This is a genomic window from Thermanaerothrix daxensis (assembly GCF_001306145.1).
Taxonomy (GTDB): Bacteria; Chloroflexota; Anaerolineae; order Anaerolineales; family Anaerolineaceae; genus Thermanaerothrix; species Thermanaerothrix daxensis.
Genome location: NZ_LGKO01000002.1, coordinates 189,011 through 208,847, shown reverse-complemented (window position 1 = coordinate 208,847; position 19,837 = coordinate 189,011). Strand labels below are relative to the sequence as shown.

The window sequence follows — 19,837 nt, the reverse complement described above, 5'->3', positions numbered from 1 at the left end:
CTTTCTTCACAACTTCCCCTTAAAATCGTAGGGTATGGAGATGAAGAAAATTCTGGTGGTGGATGACGAACCCCAAATTGTGCGCGTTGTGCAAGGTTACCTGGAGCGAGCCGGATTTCAGGTGGTTCAGGCCGGGGATGGCGAGCAAGCGTTGAGCCTCTTCCACCGCGAACATCCTGATTTTGTCATCCTCGATCTGAATTTACCGGGCATGGATGGCCTGGATGTGGCTCGCGCCATCCGCCGCGAATCTAATGTGCCCATTCTGATGCTCACGGCGCGAGTAGAAGAAGTGGATCGCATCACCGGGCTGGAATTGGGCGCGGATGACTACGTTACCAAGCCCTTCAGCCCCCGCGAGATTGTCGCCCGAGTACGTGCCATCTTCCGGCGTGCCGCAGAAACCGCCCAGGAGAACGAACTCCTATGCGTGGGCAAATTGGCAATTAATCTCACCCAGCGGACGGTCACCGTGGACGGGAAACCGGTAAACCTCACCCCAACCGAGTTTGCGCTACTGGTGACCATGGCCCGTCACCCGCGTCGGGTCTTTACCCGCCTGCAACTGCTGGAACAGGCGCTGGGTACCGATTACCCCGGCTACGAGCGCACCATTGACGCCCACATCAAAAACCTGCGCGCCAAAATCGAACCAAACCCCCGCCGTCCCACTTACATCCAGACCGTTTTCGGTGTGGGGTACAAACTGGAGGTCGTCGAAGATGCCCAGCCGCCTTTACCTTAAACTGGTCGCTGCGTTTTTGGGGGTGCTGCTCCTGGTGGCCGTGCTCACCGTCGTTCTAACCCGCCGGGCTACCCGGCTGGCTTTTGGCACCTACACCGAACGCAGTGCCCAGGCCTGGGCCCAACGTCTGGCCCCCGTCCTGGCCGATTATTACCAACGCACTGGCTCCTGGGCGGGGGTGGATATATTCCTGCATATGGCGGAAATGTGGCCGCGAGGGCACATGGGTCAGGGAATGATGGGCAATAACCTCCCCGGCCACATGACCCAATTCCAGAGTGCCCTCCTGGGCCGCGTACTGGCTCAGCGGCTGGTTCTGGTGGATGCCGATGGGCAAGTGATCCTGGACACCCAAGGGGTCTGGGAAGGTCAGACCGTACCCGCCGATGCCCTGGCAGTGGGAGCGCCGATCCGGGTTGGAAATGCTCAGGTGGGAACCCTGCTGGTCCTGCCGGCGGGAGAGGCAGGTGTCATCACATTGGAAAGCCAATTCCTCAGTGCTGTGAACCGCGCCGTTCTCGGTGCTGTCGTGATCGCCAGTGCGGCTGCCCTGCTCCTGGTGGCGCTGGTGGTTTACCGGGTAATCTCACCCTTACGTCGCCTGCAACGTGCTGCTCAGGCCATCGCCAAAGGGGATCTCTCACAACGGGTGCCAATCCTCACCCATGATGAACTGGGCGAGGTCTCGCTGGCCTTTAATGAGATGGCCGCCAGCCTGGAACGCGCCGAGAAAGCCCGTCGTCAGATGGTCGCCGATGTTGCCCACGAACTGCGCACCCCCCTGGCCGTTCTACAGGCCAACCTGGAAGCCATGCAAGATGGAGTGCTGCCAATGGACCTGGAACAGGTCCAGGTGCTCTACGATCAGGTGCAATTGCTTAACCGCCTGGTGGCCGATTTACGTCTGCTTTCGCTGGCCGAATCCGGACACCTAGCCCTGGAAAAGCAACCCACTGCGTTGATTCCGCTCATCCAAAAAGTGATTGGGCAATTTGAAGCCGCAGCAGCCCAGAAGGGAGTAACCCTCGAGATCAGCGCCCCCGAAAATCTGCCCCCGCTTCTCCTGGACCCCCAGCGCATTCAACAGGTGTTGGTCAACCTGCTGGATAATGCGTTGCGCTACACCCCCGCTGGCGGGCGTATCCGCATTGAGGTCGTTCCCGGAGCCGATGAGCGCACAGTGAGCATCTCCATAGCCGACAGTGGGCCAGGCATCCCGCGCGAGGACTTACCCCACGTATTTGAACGCTTCTACCGGGCCGATAAATCGCGCGCCCGCGCCAGCGGTGGCTCAGGGTTGGGTCTGGCAATTGTGAAGCAACTGGTGCACTTGCACGGGGGTGAGGTAAGTGCTGAAAGTCCTATCTACACCGATGCTCAAGGCCGGGGATACGGAACTCGTCTGCAATTCACGCTTCCCCGGCAGACTCCCTAAACCGCTTTATTTCACCCACCGAAGGCGTATCTTTTTTGCGGCGTTGGCGTCTGAATTGACAGAGAATGAACTCACCTGAGGAGCAAGAGTGGTTGCAGGCGGCGCAGCGCTTTGACATGGAGGCGCTGGCGGCTATCTATGATCAATACAGCCCGCGCCTTTATGCCTATGCTATGCGCCTACTGGGAGATGCCGATAAAGCAGAAGAGTGCGTCGCAGAGACATTTGCACGCTTTTTACAGGCCCTGCATGCCGGGCACGGGCCGCGTCAGCATCTTCAGGCCTATCTCTACCGCATTGCCCACAACTGGATCACGGATCGCTACCGCCGCGAGCCTCCGCCCAACCTGAACATAGAAATCCACCCATTAAGCGACCCGGCCCCCCCACTTGAAGAGGCTGCTGAGGCCCAATGGATGCGCCAGCGCCTGCGCTGGGCCCTGTGGCAACTCACGCCGGAGCAACGTCAGGCGATTTTGCTACGCTTTGTGGAGGGCCTGGATAATGAAACCGTGGCCGCCGCCCTGCAAAAACCGGTAGGCGCCGTAAAAGCCCTGCAACACCGCGCGCTGGCCGCCCTGAAACGCCTGTTGAAACCCGAGGTAGAGCATGTCTAAGACCTGGTCCGACCCCCAACCCGATCCTGAGGTGCGCGCTCATCTGGATGCCCTACGCGAGGTACCCCCGCGCGATCCAACCGCAGCCGCACGCGCCCGCACCGCCTTTTTGGCTGAAGCCCGTCGTCTGGCCGTATCTGAATCCTCACCACGGCGTCTGAATCAGTGGAAAGCCTTTTGGATAGGCTTAACCCATCCCCGAAAGGAGGTTTCACCAATGTTCAGTGCCTTGACGACAATTTTGCTGGTGGTTTCCCTGCTGCTGGGTGGGAGCGGCATCACCGTAGCCGCGGCGCAGTCCAGCCTACCGGAAGACTGGCTCTACCCGGTTAAGACCTGGAGTGAAGACCTGCGGAGTGAGTTAACGCGCACCCCTCAGGCACGCATTAACCTTAACCTTGAACTGGCTGAACGGCGCACGGCTGAGATCTCCCAGATGCTGGACCGCGAGGAGGTACCCCCGGAACCTGTCCTCCAGCGTTTACAAACCCATCTGCAAACAGCTTTGCAGTTAGCCGCGGCTCAGAATGATGCTCAAGCCATTCAGGCGCTGGAACGGATCCGCCAACGCCTGGAGGTTCAGTATCAGCGCCTCATGCAACAGGCCAACATCTCCAACCCAACCGCCCGCGCCGTACTCCAGCGCACCCGCGCGATGATCCAAACCCACCTGCAAGCCGTTCAGGAAGGTCTGCAAGACCCCGAGTTACTGCGCCAGCGACTGCGCCAGGGCATGCCTGAAGAGATGCCGCCCACCCGCAGACAGCCGGGCGGTAACCCCTGGACTGAGGACACCCCTACTCCCGGCAGTGGTTACGGAAGCGGGCAGGGCGGTAACCCCTGGACCCAGGACACCCCCACCCCCGGCAGTGGTTATGGAAGCGGGCAGGGCGGTAACCCCTGGACCCAGGACACCCCCACCCCCGGCAGTGGTTATGGAAGCGGGCAGGGCGGTAACCCCTGGACCCAGGACACCCCCACCCCCGGCAGTGGCTACGGACCCGGCCCCGGCCCAGAAGCAACCTGTACTCCCGCTGGTGGGCCCATGATGCCTACCGCTCAGCCTCCACGCCATGGGAACAGCCCTGCGCGACCCTAGCGCTTCCTAGAAGCCTGAAACGCCGCCCCTGGCAGAAAAGACTCAGGGGCGGCGTTTGGTTTGAATGCTATAATCCTAACGAGATGCTACGTGCGCGCTACCGCCGCATTTTGCGTTTTTTTGCCGGGGTCATCCTGCACCTGCTGGCCTGGGATATTCTCCTGCCCAGGCTGGGCTTGGGGCGTCTGACCCGCCAAACCCGTCCCCAACGCCTGCACCACCTGGCTGCCTCCTTCCGTCGGTTAGCCATCCAACTGGGTGGGGTGATGATCAAGGTTGGGCAATTCCTCTCAACCCGCATTGATGTCCTGCCCCCGGAGATCACCGAGGAATTGAGCGGTTTACAAGACGAAGTTGCCCCTGAACCGTTCGAGGCTGTCCGCGCCGTAGTGGAGGCCGAATTTGGTGTTCCGCTGGCAACCCGTTTCCTCGCCTTTGAGGAAACTCCCCTTGCCGCCGCCTCCATTGGGCAGGTGCATCGCGCCCTACTCGCTCCCCCCGCAGGGGCGGTCGAGTCCTTGCCCCTGGCAGTGGTGGTCAAAGTACAACGTCCCAATATCCCAATGATCGTGGAAACCGATTTACAAGCCCTGCGCGTCGTAGCACGCTGGGTCAACCTCTTTCCCCCGGTGCGGCGACGGGCGGACGTGCCTGCGCTGGTGGATGAATTCAGTCGCATTTTGCGCGAAGAGATTGATTACCTCAGTGAAGCCCGCCACGCTGAAATTTTTGCCGCCAATTTTGCCGGGCATACCGAAGTGCGGATTCCCAAAGTATATTGGGAGTACACCACCCGTCGCGTTCTTACCCTTGAGGATGTTGGGGACATCAAAATCACAGACTACCCGGCCATCGAGGCAGCGGGAATTGACCGTGCCCAAGTCGCCAAGCGCCTGATTGCCACCTACCTCAAGCAAATTTTTGAAGATGGCTTCTTCCATGCCGACCCTCATCCCGGCAACCTCTTTGTGCATCCTTTGGCCGGTGCAGAGGAAGCAGAACCTGAACCCGCCCCCGAGTGGCAACTGGTTTTTGTGGATTTCGGCATGACCGGCACCGTTCCACCGGATCTAATGGAGGCCTTGCAAGAAGTGCTGGTTGGGGTAGCCAGCCGCGATGCCGCGCGCCTGGTGCAGGCCTACCAGCGCATGGGCATTTTGCTCCCCAATGCCGATTTGCAGTTAATCGAAAAAGCCACTCAAGAGGTCTTCGACCGCTTTTGGGGCAAGACCCTGGCGGAAATCAGCATGAGCCAGGAAGAAATACTCAACCTGCTGGTGGAGTTTCGGCAATTGCTCTATCAGATGCCCTTCCAATTGCCCCAAAATCTGCTTCTCTTGGGGCGCTGCCTTTCCATTCTCAACGGGATCTGCCTGGGGCTCGACCCCCAGTTCAACGTATGGGAGAGCGTCGTCCCTTATGCCGAGCGGTTGATGCGTGCCGAACAGGAAAACCTGTTTCGCCCCCTGCTCAAAACCTCACTACAATTACTGCGAACACTGATTGCTCTGCCCCAGCGTGCCGACGCCGTGCTGGCACGCCTGGCTCAAGGACGATTGGAGATCAGTGATCCTGTTCTGCGCAGCCGGCTTGAGCGCCTGGAACATTCGGCCCGGCAGATCAGCACTGCCCTGGTGTTTACCGCCTTACTCCTCAGCGCCACCCAATTGGCTTTGAACGAACGCTACCTGGTGGCTGCCCTGGCCGGCCTGGGCGCCCTGATCGCTTTACTGCTGACGCTCTTCCCACGTTAACCCAACTAGGAACCGAACATCTCCTGCACCATGGGGCGGATGACATCCCAATTGGGCAGGAGCACGTTCGCACCTCCACTGGTGGTAAAGGGGGTAACCATCTCGCGCCCCAGGACATGAGTTTCAATTCCATCCGGGCCGGCCCGCAAGAGCGCCAACCCCAGGCGCGGCCACAACCACGAGGGCACATTGGTATCTACCACCTGAGTTGCCGCCAGCAAGACCGCCGGCAAGCGTGGCCAGGAAGCGGGTTTGAGCATCTGGCGAAAAGCCGCCTTGAGCAGCAATTGCCCATGCGCCATGCGGAAGAAATCATCACTGCCGGTGCGGTTGCGCACAAAAGCCAACGCCTGGGCTCCATCAAGATGATGTTGGCCGGCATCATAACCGGCCATGGGTTCGGGTAAATCCAGGGTAACCCCGCCCATCGCATCAATGAGAGCCACAAACCCCTCAAAGCGCACCCGGGCGTAAAAAGGAACATTCAGGCCGAAATTGTAACGCAGTGTCTCCTGTAAGGCACGTGGACCGCTGCCGGGCACTTTGGCCTCTGCAAAGAAGTGAGCGGTATTGATGCGATTCTCGCCCTCGCCGGGAATGGTTACCCACAGATCACGGGGGATGGAAAGCATGCGCACGCGGGGCTGGAGCGGCTCAATGCCCACTAGAATGATCGTATCCGTGCGGGCCACCATGCTGCCCTCAGGAGCACGATCCACCCCCATCAGCAAAATGCGCGTTTGGAATGGAGTCAGAAAATACGCCGCAAACAGCGCCACCAGGGGAATTAGAAGAAGGCCCAAACACCCCAATCCGGGTTGACGGCGGCGCCGCTTAATCGGCACCGGCTGGAAGCGCGCCATGGGTTCGGTCAGGCGCGGGCGCGTCTTTTCGCCCTCGGGTCCGCGTCCGGCCGCGGGTTGGGTTAAACCGGGATCAATTTCAGTTGGGTTCATCACAGAGCCAAATTGTACCTCAAAGCGCCAGAAGTGCAAAATCCTCAGCCCTTTCCCGGTTGTTTGCCCTGCCTGAACCCTCCTCTGATCTTCATCCCCAGCATAGCCTTCGGCTATAATCGGCATAACGAGATCCCCGCAAGGAGAGAGAACGTGAGCCCAACGAAAATCATTGAAGCCCTGCTGGCGGATATGCCCCCAATCCCTATCCCCGTGCGCGGGGTCTATGTGGGTGTGCACTGGACAATGGTATGTTCGCTTCACTGCGGCCTGGCCGCCACCCTCACGGATGCCCATGTTCCCCATGGTCATCAGCGGGTGCGTGAGGTAGGGCGATTGCACACCCACAGCGCCCAAGAACTGGCCACCTGGTTGGCTTCTGAGAACCCCCTCGAAGCCAGCATTGGAATGGCGGCCTATAATTCCCTCCTGGAGATTGAAGGTCTCGTCTTTGAGGCGATTAACGCGGTCGAGGTGCTTAAAAAACAGGGAGCTGGCCGAAACGTTGCCATCGTCGGGCATTTCCCTTTCATCGAAGAGTTGCGCCCGTTCACGCGCAACCTGTGGGTGCTCGAACTGCACCCTGCCCCCGGCGATCTGCCCGCAACGGCTGCTCCAGAGGTCCTGCCTCAGGCAGATGTGGTTGCCATTACCGCAACCACCCTCATCAACCATACGCTGGATGATCTGCTGGATCTGTGCTCTCCCCACGCATGGCGGATGCTCCTCGGTCCCAGCACACCGCTCACCCCCCGCCTCTTCGACTTCGGGTTTGCCATGCTTTCAGGAGCACGTGTGGTAGATGAAAAAGCCGCTCTGCTGACCATTCAACAGGGTGCAATATTCCCGCAGGTACAAGGCGTACAACTGTTAACCCTGAAACGCGAAAACGTGCATCCGAAGCAGCCAGAGACTGGGTTAAAATCGGGGACAAATGCACCCTGAATCCGAAGCCTGGAAGACCTCCATGACAACCACCCCCATTGTCCTCAGCATAGATCTGGATGGAACTTTGCTCATCGAAGAGCGAGAAGTGCATCCCGAAGACGTTCACCTGCTCCATCATCCGCTGCCAGTGACCCTCATTCTGGCTACCGGCCGATCCCTCGAAAGCGCGCGGCGCGTGCTGGAGCGCGCGGGCCTTTATCGCCACGAGCCACTGCCTTTTCCGCTGGTCCTGCAAAACGGAGCCGCCATTTACCGTCCCCAAGAAGTGCTCGAAGATTATTTTCCCATTCCTCCCGAAGCCGAGACCCAATTACACGCCCTGGCCCCCCAGTTTTCCGAGGCCGCCCTCCTCTGGCAAGGGCTGGATGGCGCCTACCTTGAGGAGATCACACCCTTTGGCCTGCAAGCCGCGGGGCGATTTGGCTTCCTCCCCCGCCCCCTGAGCGAGGCCCCGGCCGGGCAAGGCTTCGGTAAATTGATGTGCCTCTCAGACCGGCCGGAAGTGCTGAAAGCCTTTGCCGCCGCAACCCGCCATTTGCCCGTAGAGGGCAGTTACAGTCTGGATGTGATCTACGAAGTCACTCGCCAGGGAGTTCATAAGGGCTTCGGGCTCCGCATCCTCTTACAGCGCTTAGGTCTGACACACGCCAGGCTTGTTGCCGTCGGCGACGGAGACAACGATGTACCCATGTTCTCCTGCGCCGATCTGGCCATTGCCCCACTTAACGCCTCACCGCTGGCGCGTTCTCACGCCCATCGTTTGATTGACCGCCGGCCGCACGGGCTACTCACCCCAGTGCTGGACCTGCTTCGCCAGGAAGGATGGTTAGACCCTTAACCTTCGGCGCGTGGATCTGACTGGGGATGATCCAATCGGCGGCGCAGGGTTTCCAGAAACTGCTCTGAGGTGCACACCGTCTTCTCAAACCCCAGACGCATGCCCAGCCGCGTCAACTGAGGGGGCTCAACGTAGGTTTGGGCCAGGATGGCCTCCATGCCCAGCACCATTTCTTTGGGGCCATCCAGGAGCACGCGCCCCTGCCCCATGACCACCACGCGCTCAAAATTTTCCGCGCAAAAGTCAATATCATGGGTAATGGTGAGAATGGTTTTACCCCGTTGGCTTAGCATCTCAATCATGCGCTCAATGCGCCGAATGGTGCGCACATCCTGACCGGTGGTCGGTTCGTCAAAAATCACAATTGGGGTATCCATGGCAATGACCGACGCCAGCGCCACCATTTTACGCCACGAAGGGGAGAGGTCATACGGATTGGCTTCGGCCTTATCTTCCAACTCAGCCAACGCCAGGGCTTCCGCGACCCGCTGGCTAATTTCCTCCGGCGTATACCCAAGGTTGCGGGGACCGAAAGCCACCTCCTCCGCCACCGTGCGGCAGAAAAGCTGACCATCCGGGTTCTGGAAGACATACCCCACCCGCTGGGCCAGGCGATGCACCTCCACCTGCGCGGTATCCCAATCCCCAATCCTGACCCGCCCTCGGGTCGGGCGGAGCAGGCCGTTAAGATGCTTGACCAGGGTGGTCTTGCCAGCCCCATTTTGCCCAACGATTGCCACCCGCTCACCCGGTTCAATACTCAGCGAAACCCCTCGCAGGGCCTCCACGCCCCCCGGATAAACAAAGTGCACGTCCTCAATGGAGATGCGCATGAGCTTCCTCCACCGCGCGAAAACCGGCTTCAGCCTCATCCAGGGTAACCGGCAGGCGCCGCTCCGCAGGCCAGAGGCCTTCCCCCGCCGCACGGCGCGCCACTGCCGTATAACGCGAGATGCCTATCCCATAGTCTGGCAAACGCGGGTCGGTTAGAACGTCGGCTGGCGTTCCGGTACCGATGACCCGCCCTTCGGCCAACGCAATGACCCGGTCAGCGTATTCAGCAATCCATTCTACTTTATGCTCGGCCATGATGATGGTCACTCCCTGATGTGCCAGCCGTCGAATAACCTGAAAAACCTCCCGAGTACCGATCGGATCCAGCTGCGAGGTGGGTTCATCCAGCACCAGCACTTCTGGCTGCATCACCAGAATCGAGGCCAGTGCCACCCGTTGCTGCTGCCCTCCTGAAAGCGCATAGGGAGAACGATCAGCCAGGTCTTCAATGCCGGTCAGCGCCATCACTTCCTCTACCCGGCGCTTCATCTCCTCACGCGGGACACCGATGTTTTCCAGGCCGAACGCAATCTCTTCATATACGGTGAATTTGGCCCCCGAAATCTGGTTGAAGGGATTTTGAAAGACCAGACCCACCTTAAGCACCCAGTCTTCCAGCCGTACACGGCGAATGTCCTGGCCGGCAACACGGACCTCTCCCTGCAATTCCCCTTTGAAAAAGTGCGGGATGAAACCCGCCAGGGTGTAGCAAAGCGTGGATTTTCCCGCACCATTCGGCCCAATAATGGCCACAAACTCTCCCGCTTCAACGGTGAGGCTGACTTCGCGCAGGGCCGGGTGGCTCGTGGCCGGGTAAGTGTAGGTCAGGTTTTGGATCTCAATCACGGCCATAGGCGACTCCCCAGGGCCAGGATGATCGCTAGCAGGCAAAGCCAGCGCAGGGCTCTCTCCAACGGGCGATCCTCAATCTCAACCAGGCTGGTCTTGGGACGCGAGGAACGGAACCCTCGCGCCTCAATAGCAATGGCACGCTCTTCCACATCCACCAGTGAACCAAACACCAGCGGTCCCACCAGGGGCAACAGCGCTCGAATGCGCCGTCCCAAACTTCCGCTCGTATCCAGCCCGCGCGATCGTTGTGCGTCCAGAATGGTGGCGGCTTTAGCCTGCATCTGCGGAATAATCTGAAGAGTGGAGGCCAGGATATAGGCCACCGAAGCCGGCAGCCCGCGCTGAGTCAGGTCAAGCAGTAACACACCGGGGTGGGTGGTGAACAACAAGAGCAGGAACGAGGATACCATGACCAGCACCCGCGTAGCCGTCAAAAAAGCAAAGCGCACCCCCTCCAATTTGACCGAGAAAATCCAAAACCCAAAGAGCACGGTTTTGCCACCCGGGTAGAACAGGCTCTGCATGACAAAGAGAAACGCGAACAGAGGCAAAAGCAGGCGCACGGTGGTGCGCAAAAATTCGCGCCCCACCTGCCCCACGAAACTCAACGGCGTCAAAATCAGTAGAAAGATCAGGCTGGGCAGAAGCAAGCCCGGCCCCAGAAACGCTACCAGAATCAGGGTGAAAGCCACCACCAATTTAGTGGTGGGATTCAAGCGGTGGAGCGGACTGCTCCGCTCCAGGTAAAAAGAAAGACGCTCCACCATGTGCCTGGATGTAAGCCGGGTCGAAAAAGAGGGTTATTTCTTGGACTCAGCAGGCAGCACGTTTTCGGCGCGCGGGAAACGCATCAGATACCGCCGCGAAAGGCCGCGAATGATGGCATAAGCCAGCAATGCCGTGGCAATCTTATCCACCGGCTCCACCAGGAAATTAGTGCTCAAAACGGCAGTGACCAAATCGCGCCCGGTTTGAAGCAGGAAAGCGGTGATAAAGGAAGAACCACTGGCGGTAATCCCCCCGTAGAGGTAAACCGCAATGGGGGTGGACACCACAGCAGCAGTGATGGCCACCAGAAAACCCGTGATGATGACCCCCCACCAGGTACGGAAGAGTCCAAAGCGGGCACACCAGCCCGAGACAAATCCGATGAACAGCGCCACAGGGAACCAAGGAAAGGCATTGGGATCAATCAGCAAGCCCCAAATGATGTTAGAGAGAGTACCCGTCAGCGCCCCTGCCCAGGGTCCGCAAATCGCCCCCACCAGCACTGTACCGATGGAATCGAGGTAGACTGGCAGGCGTAACAGTACCACAATTTGCCCAATCACCACATTGATGGCAATGGCCACCGGGATGAGGACCAGTGTCATGGTGTTGAAATCTTTCTTAATGGAGTCAATCAGTTTCATCGCATCCTCCTCTGGGTTTGAATCTGAATTCCTACTCCGAAAGCGCTCGACATAACTGCGCCATCCGGTCCATGAAAAGATTCAAAAAGCGTTCGCTCTCGACCTTAAGCGCCACCTCCATGTTGGCAGGCTTTCCCGTCAGCCGATAAAAATCGGCAAAGGTCTTCCCCAGGCTTACCCCCCCGCTGATATCTACATCCACGTAGTGTCTCTCCACACCCACCAAATCAGGGGCAAAAACCACCGCCAGCGCCAGCGGGTCATTGATGACACAACCCTCGATGTTTTGGTAGGCATCGTGAAATTCCATGTAGAAACGCGTGGCTTCGGCGATAAACCGCGCCACAGGGGAATTTAGCGCCAGCAAAGCCTCAACGTGCTCCGGCCTGAGCACCACCTGGTAGGTCACATCCAGCGGCACCAGGGTGATGGGAAGCCCAGAGTGGTAGACAATGTGTGCCGCATGCGGGTCGCAGTACACGTTGAATTCGGCCAGCGGTGTGGTATTCCCCTGATGACGAATTGCCCCTCCCATGATAACCACCCGGTGCAGCCACTCCACCAGGCGTGGTTCGCGGCGGAGCGCCATAGCCAGATTGGTCAGCGGTCCTAACGCCACCAGCGTCAGTTCACCCGGCGCCATACGCGCCTTTTCAATGATCAGGTCCACTCCATGACGCGGATCGGGCTGGCGGGTAGGTTCTGGCAGGCGGGCATACCCCAGCCCCGTGTCACCGTGCGTTTCAGGTGCCAGCAAGAGGGGCTGTACCAGCGGACGATCCATCCCCCGCGCAACCGGAATTTGAGGCGCACGGACCAGATCAAGTATGGCCAATGCGTTGCGCAAGCCTTGGTCCACCGCACAATTACCAAAGACCACACTGATACCCTCCACCCGTACCTCGGGAGAGGCCAGAGCCAGCAGGATCGCCAGAGCGTCATCAATGCCTGGATCGGTGTCAATCAGGATGCGTTGAGGCATGGACATGGTCAATTTCCTTCGCAGGCAACATAGAGTTCTTCATAACCACTTGCCGAATCGAAGCGCCGTTCGAAATGCACTCCCGGTAAAATGCCGAGAGCGATTTCCGCTGTCGTGTACACCAGACTGCCTTCCATCAGATGCCCGCCCAGCGTCTGTCCAGTTGAATCTGAAATGGCAATGTGGTAATGCGACCCATGGACGGAAAGTGTGCCGGTCAGGGAGACGATTTCGAACTTACCAATGTAGGAAGTCGGGGCAGATTGATCAGCCAGACGTAACACCGCCTGCCGCAAACTCCCCACGCAGGTGAGCACGATGGCGGCTTCGATGTGTTGTACACGCGCCCAGGCATCCAGACTCTGCTTAAGATCCTGGCCAGGGCGCAGGCGAAGCGCCACGACTTGAAGGTCAACCGGATTCATCGACACACTCCACAGGAGAACAAAGAAGACAAACAGAAAACTTTTTATAAAAAACAATCTTCAAAGTGTGACTATAATTATACCAACGCCGCCCACCCTGCTGCCCCTATCTCAGAAATACCATTCTCCCATGTCGAAGGGCATCCATGAAAAGGCTAAATATATCGGCTTTGCGCGCTTTATCCCCCACCCTCGCGCTATTTATGTTTGCCATGATCCTTGCCAACATTGCCTCGCGCATGGAATCGCCCATGCTCTCACTCTACCTGCGCAATCTGGGCGCCAGCGTGGAACAGGTTGGGCTTTTCTTCACCGTCGGCATGTTTGCTCCGCTCCTCTTACAAGTATTCGGGGGATGGATTTCGGATTCCCTAGGCTACCTGCGCACCATCGCTATTGGTAGTCTCATCGGCCTGGTTGGCTCTCTGTGGCTGCCTTTTGTACCTTCATGGGAGTGGGCTCTGGTCGCCATTATTGCCGCCTCCATCTCCGGTGCACTGATCTCGCCCACCTTTCGCGCTTTCATTGCCGAACATACCAGCGAGGACAACCGTGGGAAGGTCTATGGTATGTTCGATAGTGTTTTTGGTGTGGTTAACATCTTGGGACCCTCGCTGGGGGGCTTCCTGGCGGATCGGCTGGGCTTCCGGGGCATGCTAATTGTCGCCGCCGGGCTGTATGCTACCGCAACCTTCATTCGCGTGAGCATGAGCCGGCTTGCCCGCGCGGCTGCCCAGGAACCCAAAGGGCACCTCAACCTGCGCCAACTTAAAGCCAACCTGGTTCAGATGATCGGATTAGCGACGGCTGGCACCCTGATCACCTGGATTCTGGTCTTTGATGGTCTGCAGGATTTCAGTTTCCGCCTCAGCGACCAGTTCTACCCCATTTACCTCAAGGACCTCTACGGTTACAGCCCCACCAACGTGGGGTCCCTATACACCATTATGGGCCTTACCGCCGCGCTCTTCAACACCCTTGGTGGGTGGCTGTCAGACCGGTACGGTGAGCGCTGGGGGCTGGTGGGCGGGCTGGGCATCTTTGCTGTGGCCACTCTGCTCTTCCTGGGGGGTGGTGCTTTTCCGCTCCAGGCACTGGTGTGGGGGCTTTTCGGCTTAGGACAGGCTCTTTACTCCCCAGCCTTCAATGCGCTCATCTCTAAAGTCGCACCGCGTCACCTGCGAGGACTGGCCTTTGGACTGCTTTCCACCACGTTAGGGCTCTTTTCCCTCCCTGCGCCTTACCTAGGAGGACTGATGTGGGAGGTTTTGAGCCCCCAATGGCCCTTTGTTATCAACGCGTTGATGCTCCTGATAACCCTGCCCATTATTTGGCTTACCGTGCGCCCTCAACGCATTCAGCAGGAGCAGGCCCGCGCAGTCACGTTGCTCAAAGAACAGGCTTAATCCCCGAAAGCCGGGATACTTTGGGGATTTCCCCTGAGATTGCGAGTGACATTTAGCACGCCACAGGGGGATTAAATACACTTCATTCCCCAAGAGAAGGCGCCTACAATAGGGGGCGACACTAATTGCAAATAATTTGCAATAATGGGCTACAACATGGATTGGATCACCCAGGTTGCTGAACGATTGCGCGCTACCGGTGGGCGCATGACCACCCAACGGCGTTTAATTCTGGAAACCCTTGCCCAGTGCACCGATCACCCAACGGCGGAGGAGATCTACCAACGAGCCCGCCAACGCGCCCCCGATCTCAATCTTTCCACCGTGTACCGCACCCTGCGCTGGCTGGAAGACCTGGGCGTGGTGGGCACCCAGCGCTTTGAAGGCGAACGCCCTCAGGAGCGCTTCGATCCCGCCGTCTCGGCCCAACCCGAGCATCACCACTTCCGCTGTCGCCTGTGCAATACCATCATTGAGTTTCCCGCACCGCTGTTAGAGGTGCTCAAACAAGATTTCATCACCCACTACGGCGGCACTATTGAAAGTGCCTCGCTTATCTTTTACGGGTTGTGTGAATCCTGCTTACAAAAGGTAGAAACTTATGGCCCATTGTCATTCAACCCCAACGCCATCACCGGTCCTCATGAAAGACCCTCGCATTCTACTGGTCGGGCATCCTAACGTTGGAAAGTCAGCCCTTTTTCACCATTTGACCGGGCAGTATGTCATTGTCTCCAATTATCCCGGTACAACGGTCGAGGTCGCGCAAGGCGCTCTGCGCACCCGCCCCGATCAGTTGGTAGTGGATACTCCCGGCATTGTCACTTTTCCTGCCCGCAGTGAGGATGAGCAGGTCACTGTGCGTGCCTTGCTGGAGGATGAGCATTATGCCGTCATTCAGGTGGGAGATGCCAAGAATCTACGGCGCACCCTGCACTTCACCCTGCAACTGGCCGAACTCGGCCTGCCCTTGATTTTGGTGCTCAACATGGTCGATGAAGCACAAGCCTACGGCATGCAGCTGGACCTGGAATCCTTGCGCCGCACCCTGGGCATTCCGGTTATCACCACGGTGGCAACTCGGGGTCAGGGAGTGGAAGAACTGCTCCGCGCATTAGAAAAGGTACAACCCACCCTGCTCCACCTCACCTACCCACCGCCCATTGAGGAGGCATTGGAAGCCCTTATCCCCCATTTACCCCCCGCACCAGTGGCTGGCCGCGGACTGGCCTTGCTTTTCCTGAGCGGAGATGCCAGTGTGGAGACGTGGCTCCGCGATCACCTCTCTTCCGCCGACTACGCGCTCCTGGAGCAGATCCGCCAAGACTTGCGCGCCCGCCTGCCCGAACCCATTACCAGTGTACTCCAACGCACGCGTGAGCACTTCATCCGCAACCTGGTCGGCCGCACTCTTGCGCAGGAGCAACGAGGTGAGGAGCCTTTCAGTGTGCGCTTGGGGCATCTGACCACGCATCCGCTGTGGGGCATTCCCATCCTGGCACTGGTGCTGTACGCGCTCTACTGGTTTGTAGGCGTCTTCGGCGCCGGCACGCTGGTCGGTTTTCTGGAGGAAACACTGTTCGGAAAGATCATTAATCCCTGGATGGTGAGCCATCTGGAACGCTGGATCCCCTGGCCGTTTCTGAGCCAGATGCTGGTAGGCGAGTACGGCCTGTGGACCATGGGCATCACCTATGCCCTGGCCCTGCTCCTCCCGATTGTGGTTACGTTCTTCATTGCGTTCGGCATCCTGGAAGATTCAGGCTACCTGCCGCGCCTGGCCGTATTGACCAACCAGTTCTTCAGTCGCATTGGCTTGAACGGGCAGGCTGTACTCCCAATGGTGCTCGGCCTGGGTTGCGTAACCATGGCCACCATGACCACGCGCATCCTCAACCGGCCTCGCGAGCGCATCCTGGTGACCTTTTTGCTGGCGCTGGCCATCCCCTGCTCTGCCCAGTTAGGCGTGGTCATGGGGATGCTGGCGGGAATTTCATTTAGTGCCACGCTGATTTGGGCGGGAGTGGTGGTGCTGGTTCTGCTGACCGTTGGCTGGCTGGCGGCTCGCCTTCTACCCGGCGAGCGCACCCCCCTTATGGTTGAACTTCCACCCCTGCGCTGGCCGCTCTTCTCCAATGTGCTGATCAAGACCCTGGCACGGCTGGAATGGTACATCAAGGAAGCAGTACCGCTCTTCCTGCTGGGAACTTTCTTGCTCTTTTTGCTGGATTGGTTTCACCTTTTGCCGGGCTTCATTCACGCCGCCGAACCCATTGTCACTCACTGGCTGGGCCTACCTCCCGAAGCCGCTGCTGCCTTTCTGCTGGGATTCCTCCGTCGCGATTTCGCCGCCACCAACCTCTTTGTCATGGAATCCCAGGGCTTGCTATCTCCCATCCAGGTAGTTGTGGCCATGGTAACCATCACCCTTTTTGTGCCCTGCATCGCCAGCGTGTTCATGATCATCAAGGAACGGGGGCTGAAAACAGCACTGGGAATGCTAGTGTTCATCTTCCCATTTGCCCTGTTCGTAGGGGGGGTGCTCTACCGCTTCCTGAGCCTGGTAGGTTGGCATGGATAAACCACTTTTAAGCGCCTCTTTAACTGACGACTTCACCGAATTGACCTGCCCGGTTTGTGGAACCCATTTCCAGGCGGGTGAGCGCCCGGCCTGCGCCCACTGTCCCCTGCACGCAGGGTGTCAAATGGCCTGCTGCCCAAACTGCGGCGCCAGCGTGATCAATCCCCGGGCTTCCCGATGGGCACGTTGGGCCGAGCACCTGCTCAAACCACGCCGCTCATCCTCTACCCCCAAAGGTACCCCACACTTATGAAACGGAAATGGAGGCTTCGCGCAATGCTTATTCCCCGGTTTCGTCTGCATCGTGGTCGCCACCGCCATGGGCAGGGCCGACACCCCGCTCGCCCCACTTTGTGGCACGCTTCCCCAGGTCAGGAGGTCACCATAGTCGGGTTTGAAGCCCTTCCCCCGGATTTCCAGCACTACCTGCAAGCCTATGGCCTGATGCCCGGGCGCACTGTGCGTGTACTGGCACAGCGCCCGGTGACCATCGTGCAGGTGGAGCACACCGAACTGGCGTTCGAACCCCAAATTGCGCGCTGTATCCTGGTCAGCCCCGTCAGTGAAAAAACGCCCTCGGAGGAAACCAATCCGCCAACTCCCTAGACGATGACACGGGGGTAAAGGCGAGCGGCGACGATGACCAGAATCAGGGTAGTTGCGCTCATCACTGCAAAATCCACCCCCAGCGGAAAGGTCGGCGCACCGTTGGAGAGCATCAGTGCTCGCAGCGCATCTACGATATAAGTCAGTGGATTGACTCGCGCCAGCACTTGCAACCAGTCCGGCATGATGGCAATCGGATAAATGGCATTGCTGGCAAAGAAGAGCGGCATGGTGAGCAACTGCCCAATTCCCATAAAGCGCTCTCGGGTCTTGACCAGGCAGGCGATGATGAGCGAGAAGAGCGAGAAATTGGCCGCGCCCAGAATCACGGCCACCGTGACCCCCAGCAGGGCCCGGGGCTGCCAGTTCAAACCCACTCCCAGGATCGCTGCCAAGGCATAGATGATCACGGCCTGCGTCAACCCGCGAATTCCCGCCGAAAGCGCCTTTCCGCTCACCAGAGCCGCCCGCGGGGCCGGGCTGGCCATGATCTTGTGCAGGACTCCCAAATCACGTTCCCAGATGACCGAAATACCGTAAAAGATGGCAATGAACAGAACGCTCTGCGCCAGAATACCCGGTGCCATGAAATCCAGGTAGGAAAGATCTCCCGTCGGGATGGCGCGCACACGGGCAAAAACCTGCCCAAAAATTAACAACCAGAGTGCCGGTTGCACTGCCCGGGTGAAAAGCTCAGTGGGATCGTGGCGCAACTTGCGCGCTTCCAGTTCCGCAATCACCCAGGTCTTGTACAAAAATTCCCAGAGGACTGCCCAGGGACGAAAGCCCAGCGCAGTCGGTGGCGTTGAAGCAGATTCAACCCAGACGACGGGCGACCCGCCGTGTTCGGACGGCTTCACGATAACCTCCTGCGGTATTTTGTAGTTGATTGCCAGTGAAGTAGATAAAAACCTCGTCCAGAGTCGCCTCGGGCTTCCCGATGGCGACCCTTAAGGCCTGGGGGGCATCACACGCCACCAAGCGCCCCAGGTGCATAATCCCCACCCGATCACACAAAACATCTGCCTCGTCCATCAGGTGAGTGGTCAGCAAAATGGTGGTGCCCAAATTTTGGCGGATCTGACGGATGTAATCCCACACCAGATGGCGCGCCACCGGATCCAGACCCACCGTTGGCTCATCCAGGAAGAGAAGGCGCGGACGATGCAAAATGGCCTGGGCAATTTCCAGGCGGCGGAACATTCCGCCGGAGAACTCACGCACCAGGCGATCTGCCACTTCGTGCAACCCCATGAATTCCAGCGCCTCAACAATGCGCCGTTCGCGTTCGCCCCGAGGAATATCGTAGAGTTTGGCCGCAATGAGTAAATTCTCGTATGCGCTCAAAGCCCCATCGGCGGAGATTAACTGAGGTACATAGCCGATCATCCGCCGCACCTGCGCCGCCTGGCGGCGAATGTCGAATCCGGCCACCCAAGCGTTTCCTTCGCTCGGTGGGAGCAGAGTGGTCAGCATCTTTAGGGTGGTGCTTTTCCCGGCTCCATTGGGCCCCAGAAGCCCGAACACCTCACCCTCTTCAAGGGCCAGATTCAGGTGATCCACGGCGACCAGGGTCCCGTAGCGTCGGGTAAGGTTTTGGGTCCGCAGGATCATGCCACCTCCCCTTCTATTCTTGAGGGAACTTCGGGCGCCTCGGTGAGCACAGACCGCCGCAGAATCTGCATGGCCTGAAGCACGCAATCTCGCTCGCTCGGCGACAACCCGGCCAGTAAACTGAGGAAGTACGTTTGGGTCCGCGCCTGGGCAGCAGCCAGAATGGCTTCCCCGGCCTGGGTCAGGCGCAAGCGCACGCGGCGGCGATCGCGAGCATCGCCCACCCGCTCCACCCAGCCCATACGGACAAGTTTATCCACCAACGCGGTGGTGGTGGGTCGGGTCAACCCCAAGTGCTCCGCCAGGTCTGAAACTGAGGCCATCTGCCGGCGGATGAAGATCAACGCCCGAAACTGCGGCACGCTCATGCGTGGATCGCGATGACGGCGCATCTGACTGCGGATGACACGGCTGACTCCCATCACCACGTCAACCACTTCCTGCACACAGTGCTCAAGATCAGCAGTCATAGTTCGAATTCCTAATGATTAGATATTCTAACTATAATCTCAATCGAAGGGGAATGTCAAGGGTTACCCCCCACCTGAAACCTTAAAAAAGGCTTTGCCAGCCAGATTCACAGCCTTGGTCTTGAGCCGTGCCAAATCCCCGGGCAAGGAATCTAAGAATCTTTTGAATTTGGCGGAGAGATTGGAAAAACCAACCACCACCCCCCATATGTGGGGGTATCCGAGAAGACATTTGGAAAGCATGGCAAGAACAAATGTGCATG

At 58.7% G+C, this 19,837-nt stretch carries 22 protein-coding genes; 12 read left to right on the top strand and 10 right to left on the bottom strand.

The genetic code is table 11. From position 1 onward, the window contains the following. The first annotated feature begins 40 nt into the window (after positions 1–40). From SE15_RS01050 to SE15_RS01030, 5 genes are all read left to right on the top strand, one after another. Entirely contained in the window at positions 41–745 is a 705-nt protein-coding gene (locus tag SE15_RS01050) for a response regulator transcription factor (protein ID WP_152965496.1), read from the top strand. Then, complete coding sequence (locus tag SE15_RS01045) at positions 723–2,180, top strand: sensor histidine kinase (RefSeq protein ID WP_054520251.1); 1,458 nt, start codon at positions 723–725, stop codon at positions 2,178–2,180. Before SE15_RS01050 ends, SE15_RS01045 begins: the two co-directional genes overlap by 23 nt. A 65-nt stretch (positions 2,181–2,245) precedes the next feature. Then, entirely contained in the window at positions 2,246–2,797 is a 552-nt protein-coding gene (locus SE15_RS01040) for an RNA polymerase sigma factor (protein WP_083461605.1), read from the top strand. Next, positions 2,790–3,896, top strand: a complete 1,107-nt coding sequence (locus SE15_RS01035; RefSeq protein ID WP_054520249.1) for a DUF5667 domain-containing protein — start codon at positions 2,790–2,792, stop codon at positions 3,894–3,896. The genes SE15_RS01040 and SE15_RS01035 overlap by 8 nt, the downstream gene beginning before the upstream one ends. An 83-nt stretch (positions 3,897–3,979) precedes the next feature. Beyond that, positions 3,980–5,650: an ABC1 kinase family protein gene (locus SE15_RS01030; RefSeq protein WP_054520248.1), complete on the top strand. Its 1,671-nt coding sequence runs from the start codon at positions 3,980–3,982 to the stop codon at positions 5,648–5,650. Positions 5,651–5,655: 5 nt separating this feature from the next. Here SE15_RS01030 and SE15_RS01025 read toward each other — a convergent pair whose 3' ends face one another. After that, positions 5,656–6,732 (bottom strand): LCP family protein, encoded by a 1,077-nt coding sequence (locus SE15_RS01025; RefSeq protein ID WP_054520247.1) that lies wholly within the window; start codon positions 6,730–6,732, stop codon positions 5,656–5,658. A 27-nt stretch (positions 6,733–6,759) separates the two neighbouring features. Here SE15_RS01025 and SE15_RS01020 point away from each other — a divergent pair, with 27 nt between their 5' ends. Both SE15_RS01020 and SE15_RS01015 read left to right on the top strand, forming a co-directional pair. Further along, a complete protein-coding gene (locus tag SE15_RS01020; protein WP_083461604.1) occupies positions 6,760–7,551 on the top strand; it encodes a DUF364 domain-containing protein in 792 nt (263 codons plus the stop codon). Positions 7,552–7,573: 22 nt separating this feature from the next. Beyond that, positions 7,574–8,392: an HAD hydrolase family protein gene (locus SE15_RS01015; RefSeq protein WP_054520246.1), complete on the top strand. Its 819-nt coding sequence runs from the start codon at positions 7,574–7,576 to the stop codon at positions 8,390–8,392. On the opposite strand, the gene SE15_RS01010 is transcribed toward SE15_RS01015, so the two are convergent. Genes SE15_RS01010 through SE15_RS00985 form a run of 6 tightly spaced genes read right to left on the bottom strand, consistent with a single transcriptional unit; the run spans position 8,389 to position 12,897 of the window. Beyond that, positions 8,389–9,225, bottom strand: a complete 837-nt coding sequence (locus tag SE15_RS01010; RefSeq protein ID WP_054520245.1) for an energy-coupling factor ABC transporter ATP-binding protein — start codon at positions 9,223–9,225, stop codon at positions 8,389–8,391. The genes SE15_RS01015 and SE15_RS01010 overlap by 4 nt on opposite strands. After that, positions 9,209–10,078, bottom strand: coding sequence for an energy-coupling factor ABC transporter ATP-binding protein (locus SE15_RS01005; RefSeq protein WP_054520244.1), 870 nt, complete (start codon positions 10,076–10,078; stop codon positions 9,209–9,211). The genes SE15_RS01010 and SE15_RS01005 overlap by 17 nt, the downstream gene beginning before the upstream one ends. After that, complete coding sequence (locus tag SE15_RS01000; RefSeq protein ID WP_054520243.1) at positions 10,069–10,845, bottom strand: energy-coupling factor transporter transmembrane component T family protein; 777 nt, start codon at positions 10,843–10,845, stop codon at positions 10,069–10,071. Before SE15_RS01000 ends, SE15_RS01005 begins: the two co-directional genes overlap by 10 nt. 33 nt (positions 10,846–10,878) lie before the next feature. Beyond that, on the bottom strand, positions 10,879–11,490 hold the full coding sequence (locus SE15_RS00995) for an ECF transporter S component (protein WP_054520242.1): 612 nt from the start codon (positions 11,488–11,490) through the stop codon (positions 10,879–10,881). Between the two features lie 31 nt (positions 11,491–11,521). Next, positions 11,522–12,478 carry a nucleoside hydrolase gene (locus SE15_RS00990; RefSeq protein WP_054520241.1) on the bottom strand — a complete coding sequence of 319 codons (957 nt, stop codon included), beginning with the start codon at positions 12,476–12,478 and terminating at the stop codon, positions 11,522–11,524. 2 nt (positions 12,479–12,480) lie between these two features. Further along, a complete protein-coding gene (locus SE15_RS00985) occupies positions 12,481–12,897 on the bottom strand; it encodes a PPC domain-containing DNA-binding protein (protein ID WP_054520240.1) in 417 nt (138 codons plus the stop codon). Positions 12,898–13,043: 146 nt separating this feature from the next. Here SE15_RS00985 and SE15_RS00980 point away from each other — a divergent pair, with 146 nt between their 5' ends. From SE15_RS00980 to SE15_RS00965, 5 genes are all read left to right on the top strand, one after another. Beyond that, positions 13,044–14,303, top strand: a complete 1,260-nt coding sequence (locus tag SE15_RS00980; protein ID WP_054520239.1) for an MFS transporter — start codon at positions 13,044–13,046, stop codon at positions 14,301–14,303. Positions 14,304–14,459: 156 nt separating this feature from the next. Further along, positions 14,460–14,984 carry a Fur family transcriptional regulator gene (locus SE15_RS00975; protein ID WP_160316636.1) on the top strand — a complete coding sequence of 175 codons (525 nt, stop codon included), beginning with the start codon at positions 14,460–14,462 and terminating at the stop codon, positions 14,982–14,984. Beyond that, on the top strand, positions 14,947–16,884 hold the full coding sequence (gene feoB, locus SE15_RS00970; RefSeq protein ID WP_236689963.1) for a ferrous iron transport protein B: 1,938 nt from the start codon (positions 14,947–14,949) through the stop codon (positions 16,882–16,884). Before SE15_RS00975 ends, feoB begins: the two co-directional genes overlap by 38 nt. Next, entirely contained in the window at positions 16,877–17,137 is a 261-nt protein-coding gene (locus SE15_RS14425; RefSeq protein WP_160316635.1) for a hypothetical protein, read from the top strand. Before feoB ends, SE15_RS14425 begins: the two co-directional genes overlap by 8 nt. 23 nt (positions 17,138–17,160) lie before the next feature. Then, positions 17,161–17,490 (top strand): FeoA family protein, encoded by a 330-nt coding sequence (locus tag SE15_RS00965; RefSeq protein WP_054520236.1) that lies wholly within the window; start codon positions 17,161–17,163, stop codon positions 17,488–17,490. On the opposite strand, the gene SE15_RS00960 is transcribed toward SE15_RS00965, so the two are convergent. Genes SE15_RS00960 through SE15_RS14260 form a run of 3 tightly spaced genes read right to left on the bottom strand, consistent with a single transcriptional unit; the run spans position 17,487 to position 19,574 of the window. Continuing rightward, positions 17,487–18,350 carry an ABC transporter permease gene (locus SE15_RS00960; protein WP_201778032.1) on the bottom strand — a complete coding sequence of 288 codons (864 nt, stop codon included), beginning with the start codon at positions 18,348–18,350 and terminating at the stop codon, positions 17,487–17,489. The two genes, SE15_RS00965 and SE15_RS00960, sit on opposite strands and share 4 nt — an antisense overlap. Next, a complete protein-coding gene (locus SE15_RS00955) occupies positions 18,307–19,104 on the bottom strand; it encodes an ABC transporter ATP-binding protein (protein ID WP_152965494.1) in 798 nt (265 codons plus the stop codon). The genes SE15_RS00960 and SE15_RS00955 overlap by 44 nt, the downstream gene beginning before the upstream one ends. Continuing rightward, positions 19,101–19,574: a MarR family winged helix-turn-helix transcriptional regulator gene (locus SE15_RS14260; RefSeq protein WP_152965493.1), complete on the bottom strand. Its 474-nt coding sequence runs from the start codon at positions 19,572–19,574 to the stop codon at positions 19,101–19,103. The genes SE15_RS00955 and SE15_RS14260 overlap by 4 nt, the downstream gene beginning before the upstream one ends. Between the last annotated feature and the right edge of the window lie 263 nt (positions 19,575–19,837).